Annotated in this window: 11 protein-coding genes; 9 read left to right on the top strand and 2 right to left on the bottom strand. The window is 63.5% G+C overall.

From position 1 onward, the window contains the following. Positions 1-9 precede the first annotated feature (9 nt). The 8 genes from HJB84_RS00665 to HJB84_RS00630 all read left to right on the top strand — a co-directional run bounded on the left by HJB84_RS00665 (position 10) and on the right by HJB84_RS00630 (position 9,304). Positions 10-1,143, top strand: coding sequence for an ABC transporter permease (locus tag HJB84_RS00665; RefSeq protein ID WP_221114979.1), 1,134 nt, complete (start codon positions 10-12; stop codon positions 1,141-1,143). Further along, positions 1,133-2,182 (top strand): ABC transporter ATP-binding protein, encoded by a 1,050-nt coding sequence (locus HJB84_RS00660; protein ID WP_259670984.1) that lies wholly within the window; start codon positions 1,133-1,135, stop codon positions 2,180-2,182. Before HJB84_RS00665 ends, HJB84_RS00660 begins: the two co-directional genes overlap by 11 nt. Then, positions 2,182-3,240, top strand: coding sequence for an ABC transporter ATP-binding protein (locus HJB84_RS00655; protein ID WP_221115167.1), 1,059 nt, complete (start codon positions 2,182-2,184; stop codon positions 3,238-3,240). Before HJB84_RS00660 ends, HJB84_RS00655 begins: the two co-directional genes overlap by 1 nt. Beyond that, the gene (locus tag HJB84_RS00650) at positions 3,240-4,073 is read left to right on the top strand and encodes a 5-deoxy-glucuronate isomerase (protein ID WP_221114977.1); all 834 of its coding nucleotides are present in this window, start codon (positions 3,240-3,242) and stop codon (positions 4,071-4,073) included. The genes HJB84_RS00655 and HJB84_RS00650 overlap by 1 nt, the downstream gene beginning before the upstream one ends. 69 nt (positions 4,074-4,142) lie before the next feature. Next, positions 4,143-6,011 (top strand): GH39 family glycosyl hydrolase, encoded by a 1,869-nt coding sequence (locus tag HJB84_RS00645; RefSeq protein WP_221114976.1) that lies wholly within the window; start codon positions 4,143-4,145, stop codon positions 6,009-6,011. A 29-nt stretch (positions 6,012-6,040) separates the two neighbouring features. Beyond that, positions 6,041-6,859, top strand: a complete 819-nt coding sequence (locus HJB84_RS00640; protein ID WP_221114975.1) for a sugar phosphate isomerase/epimerase — start codon at positions 6,041-6,043, stop codon at positions 6,857-6,859. Positions 6,860-6,863: 4 nt separating this feature from the next. Further along, positions 6,864-7,880 (top strand): hydroxyacid dehydrogenase, encoded by a 1,017-nt coding sequence (locus tag HJB84_RS00635; RefSeq protein ID WP_221114974.1) that lies wholly within the window; start codon positions 6,864-6,866, stop codon positions 7,878-7,880. Continuing rightward, complete coding sequence (locus HJB84_RS00630) at positions 7,877-9,304, top strand: mandelate racemase (protein ID WP_221114973.1); 1,428 nt, start codon at positions 7,877-7,879, stop codon at positions 9,302-9,304. Before HJB84_RS00635 ends, HJB84_RS00630 begins: the two co-directional genes overlap by 4 nt. A gap of 146 nt (positions 9,305-9,450) precedes the next feature. Here the strand turns inward: HJB84_RS00630 and HJB84_RS00625 are convergent, their stop codons facing one another. Continuing rightward, positions 9,451-12,603: an efflux RND transporter permease subunit gene (locus tag HJB84_RS00625; protein ID WP_221114972.1), complete on the bottom strand. Its 3,153-nt coding sequence runs from the start codon at positions 12,601-12,603 to the stop codon at positions 9,451-9,453. Continuing rightward, entirely contained in the window at positions 12,603-13,703 is a 1,101-nt protein-coding gene (locus tag HJB84_RS00620; protein ID WP_221114971.1) for an efflux RND transporter periplasmic adaptor subunit, read from the bottom strand. Before HJB84_RS00620 ends, HJB84_RS00625 begins: the two co-directional genes overlap by 1 nt. 320 nt (positions 13,704-14,023) lie before the next feature. On the opposite strand from HJB84_RS00620, the gene HJB84_RS00615 reads away from it, so the two are divergent. After that, positions 14,024-14,710: a response regulator gene (locus HJB84_RS00615; protein WP_221114970.1), complete on the top strand. Its 687-nt coding sequence runs from the start codon at positions 14,024-14,026 to the stop codon at positions 14,708-14,710. Position 14,711 lies beyond the last annotated feature (1 nt).

The raw sequence follows: 14,711 nt of genomic DNA, 5'->3' as shown, positions 1-14,711 counted from the left end.
ACGATAGATATGACCGATCAAGCCATCGCGCTATCGCCTGAACCCGTCCGCAATTCCGACGCCGTTGCCGGCCAGTGGAAACTCATCTGGCGGCGCTTCCGTCGCCACCGGCTGGCGCTGGCCGCCGGCGTCGTCATCTTTCTGATCTACCTTGTCGCCATCTTTGCCGAGATTCTCGCCCCGGTTTCATCGCAGACCTACGATTCCCGCTACACCTATGCGCCGCCCCAGCAGCTGAGGTTCGCCGGCTACGACCCGGCGGGCGGATTCCACCCGCTTTATGTCAACGGCTATTCGATGACGATCGATCCGATCGCGCTCAGCCGCAACTACGTGCCGGATCCAGCTGTAGTCATTCCCGTCGGCTTCTTCGTCAAAGGCGAACCCTATCGGCTTTGGGGGCTGTTCGATCTGGACCGGCACCTGATCGGCCCGGTCGAGGCCGGCAAGCCATTCTACCTGTTCGGCGCCGACCGTCTGGGTCGTGACGTCTTCAGCCGGACGGTGCACGGCACCCGTGTTTCGATGTCCGTCGGGCTGATCGGGGTCACGATCAGCCTCATCCTCGGCATTATCCTCGGCGGCATCTCCGGGCTCTATGGCGGCTGGGTGGACGATGTCATCCAGCGTTGCATCGAACTCATCAACTCGATCCCGACGATCCCGCTGTGGATGGGGCTTGCGGCCGCCGTTCCGATCAGCGCCGATCCGATCCTGGTCTATCTCTGGATCACGGTCATCCTGTCGCTGATCGGCTGGACCGACCTCGCGCGGGTAGTGCGCGGACGGTTCCTGTCGTTGAAGACTGAGGATTTCGTCATCGCCGCTCATCTCGATGGCTGTTCGCGAATGCGCATCATCTGGCGGCATATGGTTCCTTCCTTCATGAGCCACATCATCGCCTCGGTGACGCTCGCCATCCCGACGATGATTCTCGCCGAAACCGCGCTCTCCTTCCTCGGCATCGGCCTGCGCCCGCCGGTGGTGAGCTGGGGCGTGCTGCTTCAGGAGGCGCAGAACATTCTCGCGGTCTCGAGCGCGCCATGGCTGTTTCTTCCTGGTCTTGCGGTGATCGTCACCGTGCTCGCCCTCAATTTCCTCGGTGATGGATTACGCGATGCTGCAGATCCCTATGAATACTAATTCCAATTTCGCCGCGGCCGGCGGTGGGCGCGCCGATGGCGACGCGCTGATCGCGGTCGACGACCTCAGGACCCACTTCTTCGGCGGTGCGGGCACGGTGCGGGCGGTCGACGGTGTTTCCTTTTCCATCCCCCGCGGCAAGACGGTCTGTGTCGTCGGCGAATCCGGTTCGGGCAAGAGCATCACCGGCCGCTCGATCCTCAATCAGGTTCCGCGGGGCGGGCGGATCGTCTCGGGTGCGATCCGCTATCGGCCCGATCCGGCCGCACCCGCCATTGATCTCGCCTCGCTCGATCCGCGCGGCCGCGACATGCGGGCAATCCGCGGCGCCCAGATCGGCCTGATCAGCCAGGAGCCGATGGCCGCACTTTCACCCGTTCATACGATCGGTAACCAGATGATGGAAGTGATCCGCCTGCACCTCAAGATGGGAAAGAAGGAGGCGCGCGAACATGCGATCGAGACGCTGGCGCTGGTCGGCATTCCGCGGCCGGCCGAGCGCATGGAAAATTATGCCTTCCAGTTTTCCGGCGGCATGCGCCAGCGCGTCTGCATCGCGCTGGCGCTCGCCTGCCGTCCCAAGCTCTTGATCGCCGACGAGCCGACCACCGCGCTCGATGTGACCACCCAGGCCAATATCCTCGACCTGCTGGCCTCGCTACAGGCCGAATTCGGGCTCTCGGTGTTGTTCGTCACCCATGATCTCGGCGTCGTGGCCGAAATCGCCGACGAAGTCGTCGTCATGTATGTCGGCCGGGTGGTGGAGGCGGGCGATGTCGACACGATCTTCCATGCACCCGCCCACCCCTACACCAAGGCCCTGCTGCAATCGGTGCCGCGCATGCATGGCCAGCCGACCGAACGGCTCGCGATCATCGAGGGCATGGTGCCCTCGCGTTTCGACCGGCCCGAGGGCTGCAGCTTTCATCCGCGATGCAGAGAGGCGAGGGCGGGCCTGTGCGACCGAAGCGATCCGCAACCCGTCGCCATCGGCGACGGGCATGTCGCCAGCTGCCTGCTTTACGAGGCAAGACAATGATGGCCGATCCCATGACGCAACGAAGCCCGCTGCTCGAACTGAACGATCTCAGGATGCATTTCCCGATCCGCAAGGGTGCATTCCGGCAGGTGGTCGGGCATGTCAAGGCGGTCGACGGCGTTTCGCTTCGCGTCGAAGATGGCGAAACACTCGGCATTGTCGGGGAATCCGGCTGCGGCAAGTCCACGCTTGCCCGCACCGTCCTGCGCATCTATCGGCCGACCAGCGGAGAAATCCGCTATCGCGACCGCAGCGGCGGCACGGTGGATCTCGCGGCACTCTCAGGCCCCGCCCTCACGGAAATCCATCGGGACCTGCGCATCGTGTTTCAGGATCCGCAATCCTCGCTCAATCCGCGCCTTCCCGTGATCGACATCATCGGCGAAGTACTGAGTGTCAACGGCATCGCCAAGGGACGGGAACTCGAGCACCGGGTCGCCGAGCTGATGCAGAGCGTCGGTCTGCGGCCTGAATATATGCGCCGCTATCCGCATGCCTTCTCCGGCGGCGAACGCCAGCGCATCGGCATTGCCCGGGCGCTGGCGTCCAATCCGCGGCTGGTGATCGCCGATGAGGCCGTCTCGGCGCTCGATGTCAGCGTGCAGGCGCAAACCATCAACCTGCTGCAGGACCTTCAGGAACAGTTCGGCCTGACCTATCTCTTCGTCGCCCACGACCTCTCGGTCGTCCGGCACATCTCCGACAATATCGCCGTCATGTATGTGGGCCGAGTCGTCGAAAAGGCGCCGACGGAGCAGATCTTTTCGCGTCCGCTCCATCCCTATACCGAAGCGCTGCTCTCGGCGGTGCCAATCGCCGATCCGAGGATGCGCCGCCACGGCCGGCGCATCCGGCTGGCGGGCGAGGTTGCCGACCCCGCGCATGCGCCTCCCGGCTGTGCTTTTCATCCGCGCTGCCGCTACGCCACCGAGCTTTGCAGGCAGGAGCTGCCGGCGTTGCGTACCGTCACCGTCGATGGACACGAAGTGGCCTGTCACCACGCCGAATCCCTGACCCTCAATCCTTTCACCGATCGTACCGTTCCGGAGTTCAATTGATGCCCGAATTCATTCCACGCTCCGAGCAGCGTCCCATTGTGGATACCTCCTCCAGGACGCTCGATCTCATCTACTTCGACCTCCTCGCGCTTCCGGCCGATGGTCGGGACACGCGGCGGCTGCCCTTGCACGAAAGCCTCTACGTCGTGCTGTCGGGGCAGGTGGATATCGAGGTGGATGAGATCACGTTCGAAGCTGTGGGCCGGCGAGCCGATATCTGGGGAGGCGATGCGGACTCGGTTTACGCGCCCGTCGACGTCAATGTCCGGATATCGGCCCGTGGCGGCCCGGCGGAAATTGCGATCGCCGGCGGCCTCTGCGAGACGCGCTACGCCCCGTTCCGGGTCACGCCCGAGGAGGTCGACGCGGTCAATGTCGGCTCGCCCGACACGCATAGCCAGCGGCGGATCGTCCACCTGCTTGGGCAACGGCAGAACGGCCGCTGCGGCAACCTCCTGGTGAGCGAGCTCTATGCCGGCGAGGGCTGCTGGTCAGGCTATCCTCCCCACAAGCACGATACGGAAGACGGCGATGCCGAGACCCTGCACGAGGAGCTCTATCACTACCGCTTCCAGCCCGAAACCGGCTTCGGCAGCCAGATTACTTATGACGACGACGGTCCGGTCAAGATCCTCATGACCCGCAACGGCGATACTGTCCTGGTCGATCGTGGCTACCACCCGACCGTCACGTCGCCCGGCCATCGCGGCTATATCTTCACCATTCTTGTCGGCAAGCATCGCCGCGGGCTGATCCAGCGCTTCGATCCCGCCCATCAGCATCTGACCAAAACCATTCCCGGCATCGATGCGATGCGTGAAAAGTTCAAATAATCAGGCTCTTGACCTCCCGTGCCGGCTTTGCGGGGCACGGACAGATTTCCGCCCAAGGAGAGACGATCCATGCGTGAACGGACGCGAATAAACGTTGATGCCAGCCAAACGGTGCGCCCCTTCGAGCGGTTCTGGCGCGGCACCGGCTTTTCGCCTGCCGAGCTGCTGCTCGAACCCGAGATGCGCCAGATGCTCGCCTATATCGGCGGCCTGCCGAACGAAGGCATCAGGTTCCTGCGCGTCCACTACCTCTACAACCTGCTGCGCTCGACCAGCGACGCAGGCGGCTACGACTGGTCGCTGCTTGACCGCGCTCTCGACGTGATGATCGAACATCGGCTGAAGCCGTTTTTCGAGCTGATGGGCAACCCGTCGGGCCTGTTCACCGACTACGAGGACATGGACCAGGTCAAGCGCTGGCGCGATCTCGTGACGGTGACGGTGGAGCGCTATGGCGCCCGCTACGGCATGGACGAATTGCGCACATGGTATTTCGAAACGACGAATGAGGCCGATTCCGGCTGGTGGACCTATGGCATCAAGGGCTACACCAATTATTACGACGCCTGCGTCGCTGGGCTCGACGCCATCGATCCCGGGCTGCCGATGGGCGGACCCGGCACCGCCCGTACGCTCTCGCCGATCTTTCGCGCTCTCATGGCCCATTGCGACAGCGGTACGAGTTGCCTGAGCGGGGACGGCCCGCCGCGCATCGATTACATCTCGATCCACGAAAAGGGCGTCAACGGCAGCAAGGATGACCTGACCCCGAAAACCAACGCCATCGTCGATCGCACGCTTCTCGTCGTCGATTATCTCAAGGAGCATCATCCGCGGCTTGCGGGCCTGCCGATCGTCAACGACGAATGCGATCCGCAGCTCGGCTGGAGCGATCATCATAGCTGGCACGGCAAAGCCTATTACGCCGGTATCATCGCCCGCATCATCGAACAGCACGACCGGCGCATCATCGCCCCGAAAGCGGCGAATTTCACCTTCCTCAGCAATGATCATGCCTTTATCGGCGGCTGGAGCCAGCGCACGATCTTTGCCTATTTCGGTTCGCGCAATTTCACCAAGGCGCAGTGGGAGCACAAGACCGATCTCGCCATGCTGGTCACGGATGTCGATCGTGCGCCGCCCTTCGACATCATCAAAAAGCCCGGCCTGACAGCGATGGAACTGCTGGCAACGCTCGGCGATACCGTCTGCAGGGTGACGGCCGAACCGGTGCTGACGCCCGACCAGGATGGCCTGGCGATCCTGCCGACACGGCTGCCGGGCGGCGGCGTTTCCATCAGCCTCATCCACAGCGTCGACTCCATCAACCGTTCGGGCCGGACTGCCGTCCGCCTCGAGGTCAACGGGCTGGTTCCCGGCCGCCACGCGCTTTGCCTGCTGCGGATCGACGAGGAGTTCACCAATCCGATGGAGGTCTGGGAGGCCCAGCGCGACGAAAACAATCCGCGCGGCCCCTTCGAGCCGGTCGGCGCTCCGCCCGAACCTGATGAGGCGCAATTTGCCGACCTGCGCCGCGCCCAGGAGCCGGCCTTACTGCATCCGATCAGCGTCATCGCCTGCGACGAAGGCCGGGTCAGCGTCGATCTGGACTTGCCGTTGCCGTCGCTGACGCAGGTGCTTGTTGTGCACGACACAGGTGCGCCCCCGGCCGCGCCAACCGGTCTCGTCGTCGAACGTTACCTCGGCCTCGGCGGCCGGGAGGAGCGCATGCTGTTCTGGGCTGCCGGCGATGCGAGCCCGGCCATCTTCTACGATGTCCTCACTAGCACCGACGGCAAGGCTTTTGAAAAGGTCAGTCCCGCGCCGCTGATCTCGACGGCGTTCCTGCATATGTCGCCGCTGGAGGGCGCACGTTATGCGGTGTGCGCCCGCGATGCGTTTGGCCGCCGCAGCGAGCTTAGTATCTCTCTCGCTTGAACAGCGCCTTCCTGTCTGGGATCTGAACCATGGATATCGCCTATTTCACCAAAACCCTGGAAGGCCTGCCGCTGGAGAAGGCGGCGGAGATCACAGCGGGCCTGGGGTTCGACTGTGCCGACCTTCTCGTTCGCGATGGCCACGCCGTTTCCCCCGACCGGCCGGAGGAAATCGTCAACGCCGTAAAGCTCTTTGCGGCGGCGGGCCTGCGCAGCCCGATGGCGACCATCGACTCGACGCAGCCCGACGATGCGGCATCCCGGCTTCTCGGCTATTGCGGCGAAGCCGGCATCGGCCAGGTCCGGCTCGGCTTCTGGCGCTATGATCCGTCGCGGCGCTGGAAGGTTCAGGTCGATGAGGCGCGGCGCGACCTGGATGGTTTCGAGCGTCTCGCCGAACGGTTCGCCGTCAAGCTGACCATCCAGCTGCACGGCGGGACCCTGCACAGTTCCGGCGCGCTGGCGATGCAATTGCTCGTCGGGCGCGATCCCATCAGGATCGGCGCCTATCCCGATCCGGCCAATCAGATCATTCGCGAGGGGAGCGAGGACTGGCGTCTGAGCCTTGAGCTTCTCGATCCGTGGTTCTGTTGCATGGGCGTCAAGAACTGCGGCTGGTTTCCAGGCGCTTACGGAGCCGACGGCCAACGTGCCTGGCACTCGGATTGGTATGGGCTCGATGACGGTATGGTGCCCTGGAACGAAATCATTGCGCATCTGGTGACCACCGGATTTGCCGGCGTGCTCTCGATGCATTCCCAATACCGGGTTCCACGGGAACAGGCGCTCGCTAAAGTCCGCGCCGATCTTGCCCATCTCAGGCGCCTGGTCGCCGCAGCGAAAGAGTAGAGCCATGAGCAAACAAGCTCCCATCATTGCCGTGCTTTTGACCGAAAAGACCCGCCGCATGATGCTGGACGATGCGGCGACCGCTGAGTTGAACGCCCTCGGCGAGGTGCGCTGGCCGGCCGGCGCCACGATCGACGCCGTCGATGCCGACCGGCTGCTGCAGGGCGCTACGGCCTGCCTTACCGGATGGGGCACGCCGCCCTTCGATCTCGCCGCGCGCCAGCGCCATCCGCAACTCGCCCTTGTCGCGCATTCGGCCGGCAGCATCCGTACGCTCGTCCCGGCCCGTCTGTTCGACGACGGCCTTCGCGTCACCCATGCCGCCTCGAAAATTGCCGCCTCGGTTGCCGAGTTCGTCGTCGCCGAAGCGTTGCTCGCCATGCGCGGCATCCACCGGCTGCATCATGCATTGCGCGGCGGCGGTGAATGGCTCGACGTTCGCGCCGCCGTGCCGCAAAGATTGCTGGGCGCCAGAACGGTCGGCATCGTCGGCGCCGGATATGTCGGACGGGCGGTGATGCGCTTGCTCGTGCCATTCGGCTGCCGGGTGCTGGTCGTCGATCCCTATCTCAGTGGCAGCGAGGCAGCCGCGCTCGGCGTCGTCAGGACAGGACTGGACGATGCGCTCACTGAGAGCGATGTGATTTCCCTGCATGCGCCCGTCCTGCCCGAGACGCGCCGGATGATCGGCGCCCGCGAACTGGCGCTGTTGCGCCCCGGCGCATTGTTCATCAATACGGCGCGCGCAGAGCTGGTCGATGAGGTGGCGCTGCTTTCCGAGATCCGCGCCGGCCGCATCGAGGCGGCTCTGGATGTCTTCGACAATGAACCGCTGCCGCCGGAAAGCCCGTTCCGCGACCCCGGTCTCGCCAATGTCACCATTTCGCCCCATGCCGCCGGCCACACCGAAGAGGCGCATCTCGCCCAAGGCCAGGCTATGGTGGACGAGATCGGCCGGCTGCTGCGCCGGGAGCCGCTCCAACACGAAGTGTCGCGCGCCATGCTCGACCGGATGGCATGAGCATGGACAGAAACACGCAAGGTTCGGTGACGGCGCCGCGCATCAGGATCGTCGAGATCGACGCTTTCGAGCGCGAGGTCAACCTGCGTCTGCCGTTCCGCTTCGGCGCGGCGACGCTGGAAAAGGCGCCGCAAGCCTTCCTCAGGGTCCGCGTCGAGAATGAAGAGGGCAAAACCGCCATCGGCGCCGCCGCCGAAATGATGGTGCCGAAATGGTTCGACAAAAACCCGGCGCTGACACCGGCGCAGAATGTCGATCAATTGCGCGGCTCGATCCGCACCGCTGCCGCTGCGTCGCTCGAAGCTTCAGCGCCGACGACATTGTTTGCCGCCGCCCGCCTGAACGAGATGGAAACCGTGCGGCGCCTGCCCGGAAATCCGCTGGCCGCCGGTTTCGGACCTTCGCTGATCGCCCGCGCAGCACTCGATGCCTATTGCCGTCTTGCCGGCATTTCCTTCTTCGATGCGGTGCGCCAAAACCTCGTCGGCATTGGCGGCCCGATGCTGCCTGGCGATATCGACGCGGATGGCGCCTCTGCGGTGCTTGCCGGCCTTCGCCCGGCCGGGTCGATCTCGGCCCGGCATACGATCGGACTTCTCGACCCGATCACCGAGGGCGAAATCATCGATCCCGTCGATGACGGCCTGCCGCAGAGCCTTGAGGCGGTGATCGCGCGCTATGGCAATCGCTGGTTCAAGATCAAGCTTTCGGGCACGGTCGATGCCGATATCGACCGCCTGGCGCGGATTGCCGCCGTGCTGGACCGCCTGCCCGACTACCAGGTGACGGTCGACGGCAACGAACAGTTCGACGCTGCCGAACAGCTCGGCGCCTTGCTGGCGCAAATCGAGGCCATGCCCCGGCTGGCGAGGCTGCGTGCGGCCATTACCTTTGTCGAGCAGCCGTTCGCGCGCGCGATCACCATGGAAACGCCGCTCGGGGATCTGGCGGCGCAGTTGCCGTTCCTGATCGACGAGAGCGACGATAGCGACGGCGCTTTTGCCCACGCCCGGCGGCTCGGCTACACCGGGGTCTCCTCAAAAACCTGCAAGGGCATTTACCGCTCGCTGCTGAAGGCGATCCGCATCAAAACAGGAACGGTGCCGGGTTTGTTCCTCTCGGGCGAGGATCTGACCTGCCAGGCCGGGCTTAGCGTGCAGCAGGATCTGGCGCTGGTTTCCCTGCTCGGCCTCTCCCATGCCGAGCGCAACGGCCATCACTATGTGGCCGGCATGCAAGCTGCACCGCAGGCGGAGAGGGCGCGCTTTGCCGCAGCCCATGCCGATCTCTACGAACAGGGCGCCGACGGACCGTTCCTGTCGATCCGCGACGGCCGGATTACCATCGGTTCGCTCGGGGCGATCGGCTATGCGAGCGGCGCCTTGCCCGATTTCGAAGCGATGGAGCCGCTGTCAGTCGGATAGCAGGACGCGCAAGCGGCTTGTGGCCGCCTGCGGGGGAACACGTCCCGCGGCCTTGTTCCGGGGGAGAGGAACGCGGCCGAAGAGCTTGCCGTCACCGGCCGTCGTCTGGCGCTGGACAATCTGGCCGATCAGATGAGGAGCGGAGATCATCTCTGACCTTGCCCTCGCCTTGACTGCTCGGGCTGGAAGGCGACCGCCGCGTGATCGTTGGACGCATGCGGTTCATCTCCGGCGATCTCCTCAGCCAGGCCGATCCGGCGCAGCAACCGTTTGAGGACCTGTTCGAGATCATCGACGAAGGTGAAGATGACGGGGATGACGATGAGGCTGAGCAGCGTCGACATCACCACGCCGCCGATCACCACGATCGCCATCGGCTGGCGGAAGCTCGAATCCCCGCCCATCAGGCTGAGCGCGGCCGGCAGCATGCCGCATGCCATGGCGATGGTGGTCATGACGATCGGCCGTGCGCGCTTGTGGCAGGCATCCACCAAGGCGTCGAACCTGGCCATGCCACGCTGACGCGACATGATCGCATATTCGATGAGCAGGATGGAGTTCTTCGTCACCACGCCCATCAGCATGAGCAGGCCGATGACTACGGGCATGGAGAAGCTCGTTCCGGTCAGCACGAGCGGCACCAACGCGCCGCCGAGCGAGAGCGGCAGAGCCATCAGAAGGGTGAGCGGCTGCAGGAAATCGTGGAAGAGCAGAACGAGGACCGCGTAGATGCAGAAGACGCCGATTGCCATCGCCAGCGCAAAACTCTGAAACAGTTCCGAACTGCGCTGAAGTTCGCCCTGTTCGACAAGAGTGACGCCCGACGGAAGATGCCGGAGCGCCGGCAGCGCCTGCGCCTCGCGATTGACGTCGCCGAGGATGCGGCCATTGAGTTCGACGGAAAGGGTGACATTGCGCATCCGATCGATACGATCGATTTGGGAGGGGCTGCCGCCAATCCTCACGTCGGCAATCGATCCGAGATCGACGTTGCCGTTGGTTCCCGCCACCCGCATGTTCTTGATATCGTCCAGATTGGTGCGCGTCTCGGGCGAGAAGCGGACGACGATGGGAATCTGCCGCTGAGGCAGGTTGAGCTTCGGCAGGTCGGAGGAATATTCCCCGCTCGTCGCCACGCGCACGGCCTCGGCGATGGCGCTCGAGGTTACCCCGAGTGCTGCGCTGCGCGCAAAGTCGGGTGTGATCTGGATCTCGGGCGCCTGTCTGGCGGCTGTCGATGTCACCGCTCCGATGCCCTGCAGTGTGCGGAGCTGTTCCTCGAGCGCCGTGCTGGCGCTGTCGAGCACGTTTGCGTCGTCGCTCGCCAGCGTGATCTCGAGTTTCGTGCCATTGCCGCCGCCGCCGACCTCCACACGCACGCCGGGGAGGACGGAGAGCGCCTGTCGGATGTCGTTTTCGATTTCAGACTGCTTGCGATAGCGCTCGTCGATGGGCGGCAGCACGGCGACGATTGTGGCCGATCCGACATCGCTCGTGGTGCTGGCGTCGGGACCGCCGCCCGAGGACGTCGAACCGACGGCTGAGAAGACATGCGTCACGTCGGGAAGCTTGCCGATAATATCCGCGGCTTTCCTGGCCGTGGCATCCGTCTGTTCGATGGTGGCGCCCGGTTGCATGGTCAGCGTAATCTGGGTCCGCGCATCGTCGGACGCGGGCAGGAAGCCCGATTTCAGCAAGGGGATGGTCGAAAGCGAGAGCGCCACGACGATGGCAGTGACGGCCACAGTCGTCTTCCTGCGGTTCATGGCGGCCTTCACGATGGCGATATAGGCACGCATGATCCGGCCATCCTTCTCCTCGGTCGGATGGGCCTTCATGAAATAGCCGGCCATCATCGGCGTCAGCAGGCGCGCGACCACGAGCGAGGCGAGCACGGCGACGGCGGCGGTGATGCCGAACTGGCGGAATATAAGGCCCGGTATGCCGCTCATGAACGCCGTCGGCAGGAAGACCGAGACCAGCGTGAAGGTGGTTGCTATGACGGCAAGTCCGATCTCGTCGGCCGCTTCGAGGGCGGCATCGATCGGCCGCTTGCCCATCTGCAGGTGGCGGGCGATGTTCTCGATCTCGACGATGGCATCGTCGACGAGGATGCCGACTACCAGCGACAGCGCGAGCAGCGTGACGATATTCAGGCTGAAGCCGGTGAGGTACATGACAAGGAAGGTCGGTATGACCGACAAGGGCAGCGCCACGGCCGACAGGATCGTCGCCCGCCAGTCACGGAGGAAAAGCCAGACAACGATGATCGCCAGGATCGCGCCTTCGTACAGCATGTGCATCGAACCATCGTAGTTGCCGATGATCGGGCCGATCGTGCTGTAAGCCTCGTCGATCTGCACGTCGGAATGCTTGGCGGCGAACTGTTTGATCGCCTTGTCGACATCGGCGGCAACACCGCTGTCGGAAAATCCGTTCGAGCGCTTGATCTCGACCGCGATCACCGGCTTGCCGTCGAGATAGGCCATCGAGGAGCGCTCGGCGAAACTGTCGGTGATGGATGCGACGTCATCGAGGCGAACCTGCTGGCCGTTCGCCAGGGGGATTTTGAGCCCCTTCAGCGCCTCGACCGATGGCAGGGCGCCGAGCGTGCGCAAGGTCTGGCGGGTGCCGCCGATTTCGCCAAGGCCGCCCGATGTATCCGTCTGCACGGCCTTCAGCTGCGACGACACGGTGGCCGCGGTGACGCCCAGCGACGCCATCGTCGCGGGATCGAGATCCACATGAACCTCACGGTCGATCCCGCCGATGCGGTTGACTTGCCCGACACCCGACACCGAAAGCAGCGCCTTGGTCAGATCATTGTCGACAAACCAGGAAAGTTCGGTCTCGTTGAGAGCGGTCGAGCGAACGGCAAAGGTGACCAGCGCGGAACTCTGTACGGTGACCTTGCTGACGCTAGGCGTCTCCATCTGCGCCGGCAGGTCGCCCTTGACGCTGTCGACGGCATTGCGGACTTCGTTCAGGGCCGTTTCGCTGTTTTTTTCCAGCTTGAAGGACACCTTGATCGAAACGGTGCCGTCCGTGATGGTCGTGGTGATGTGGTCGAGATAGCTGAGCGCGGCAAGACTATCCTCGATCTTACGAGCCACCTCGGTTTCGAGCTGCGTCGGCGCCGCGCCGTCGAGGGTAGCGGTGACGTTGATTGTGGGAAGGTCCATGTCGGGGAAATTCTGGATTGGCAGCTGTTTGAAGGCCAAGAGCCCACCGGCTGTCAGCATCACAAACAGCAATATCGCCGGTACAGGATTGCGGATCGACCAGGCTGAGAAGTTCATCAGTTTGTCTCCGCAATCTTCACGAGGTCGTTGTCCGACAGGAACGCGCCGCCTGAGCTCACCACCTTCGACGAGCGATCTATTCCGGAGACGATTTCCACCTCACCATTGTTGCGGCGGCCGGTTTCCACCCTGACCTTTTGCACCCGCTGATCCTCACCTGAAGTGAAGAGGTAACTGATGCCGTCCCGGAACACGATCGCCGTCTCGGGAACGGTCAGCGCCGGAGAGGTCTGCAATTCGATGTTGCCGGTGACATAGAGGCCGGTGCGCGGACGGACGTCGGTGGGAAGCGCCACATAGATGATTGCCCGACTGGTATCGGTGCTGACCGAAGGCCCGACAAGTCTCACCTTGCCGTCAATGGCATGGCCGTCCGGCCCGTTGATCTTGACGCTCAAGTCTTCCGAAATGCGTGGGAGGTAACGCGCTGAAATTTCGGCCTGCCATTCGACACGCTGCTGGCGAACCATGCGGAACAGCTCGGTGCCGGCGGAGACGACAGCGCCGAGATTGGCGGAACGGGACGTTATGAGACCGTCGTCGACGGCGGTGATGGTGGTCTGCGCAAGCTTGATCTTTTCGCTGTCGAGTGCCGCCTCTTCAGATGCGAGACTTGCCGTCGCCGTCTGCTCGTCGGCCAGATATTCGACAATCTTCTCGTCGGAAAGCGCGCCCGAGGGACGGAGCTGCCGCGCCCGGTCGGCGTTGGCCTTGGCCTTCGAAAGACTTGCCTTGGCGGTCTCGACGGCGGCCTCCTGCTTGCGAAGATCGGCGAGCACGCTTTCCTGGGAAAGCAGGACGAGCGGCTGTCCCTTCGTGACCACGGAGCCGACATCGACCAGGACATCGGTTATGCGCAGGCCGCCGGTTTCGGAGGCAATGACCGCTTCCTGCCAGGGTTTCAGCCATCCGCTCGCCGGAACGGTTTCAGGCCAGTCCCGCTGCACCGGCGCCGTCAGAGAGACGTTGAGAGCGGGAGCTGCCACCTGCTCGGCTGCGGCATTGCGGAGGGGGAAGAAAAGCGCGACCGCAACGAACGCGGCGGCGAGTGGTTTGGATGGTTTTCTCAACGATGCACTCCTTGTGGTCAAAGGCATCGCTGCCTTTCCCGATCCGCGATCAGCTCGATGAAGGATTGCGGCTGATGCACGGCAATCCGATCGCAGCTCGCGTCGATGTCATGGCAGGATAGGTAACGGGGCGAATGTTAAGTGCGGTCAAGTTGGCGTTAAGTTAGGTAAAACTTGGCCGCGCGAGCGTGTTCGTGCTGTATGGCTTGCCCGGATTCGAGCATGATGCCGAAAAGTGTGAGCGGTTTTCGGACGACATCATGCTCTCACTCTTTAATGTAGAACAGGATTCAGATTTTAGGCCGACCCGGTCTAAAATCATCCTGTTCTAATGACGGATAATGCGAATGAACAAGGTTCTCCTCATCGACGACGATGCCGAGCTGACGACGCTTCTGCAGGAATATCTGGTCGAGGAAGGATATGACGTCGTAACGGATACGGATGGCCGCGCCGCCATTGCCGCGGCAGCCGGCAATACGGTCGATATCATCGTGCTCGACATCATGATGCCCCGGATGAACGGGATCGAAGTCCTGCAGAGGATCCGGAAGCTGAGCCAGGTCCCCGTTGTGATGCTGACCGCAAGAGGCGACGACGTCGACAGGATATCGGGCCTCAATCTCGGCGCCGACGACTATGTGCCGAAACCATGTTCGCCGGGCGAATTGGCCGCGAGGTTGCGGGCCATCCTGCGCCGCGCCGGTCAGCCGGCGGCCGGTGTATCGACCGACACGATCAAAGCAGGACAGCTCGTGCTCCATTCCGGCAGCAGAAGCGCCGAATGGCGCGGCCAGACCTTGGAGTTGACCGGCACCGAATTCAGCCTGCTCGAGGTTCTCGCCCGCAGCGCCGGCCAGCTTGTATCGAAGCAGGAGATTTCGAAGCGGGCCTTCGGCAAGCCGCTCACGCCGTTCGACCGCCGTATCGATGTCCATATCAGCAGTGTTCGCCAGAAGCTCGGGCTGAGGGAGGACGGGCAATCCTGGATCCAGTCCGTCCGCGGCCAGGGCTATCAACTTCTCGTGGACTGAT

The sequence above is a fragment of the Rhizobium sp. NZLR1b genome, from assembly GCF_019685155.1.
Taxonomy (GTDB): Bacteria; Pseudomonadota; Alphaproteobacteria; order Rhizobiales; family Rhizobiaceae; genus Rhizobium.
This window is presented reverse-complemented; position numbering and strand designations above follow the sequence as displayed.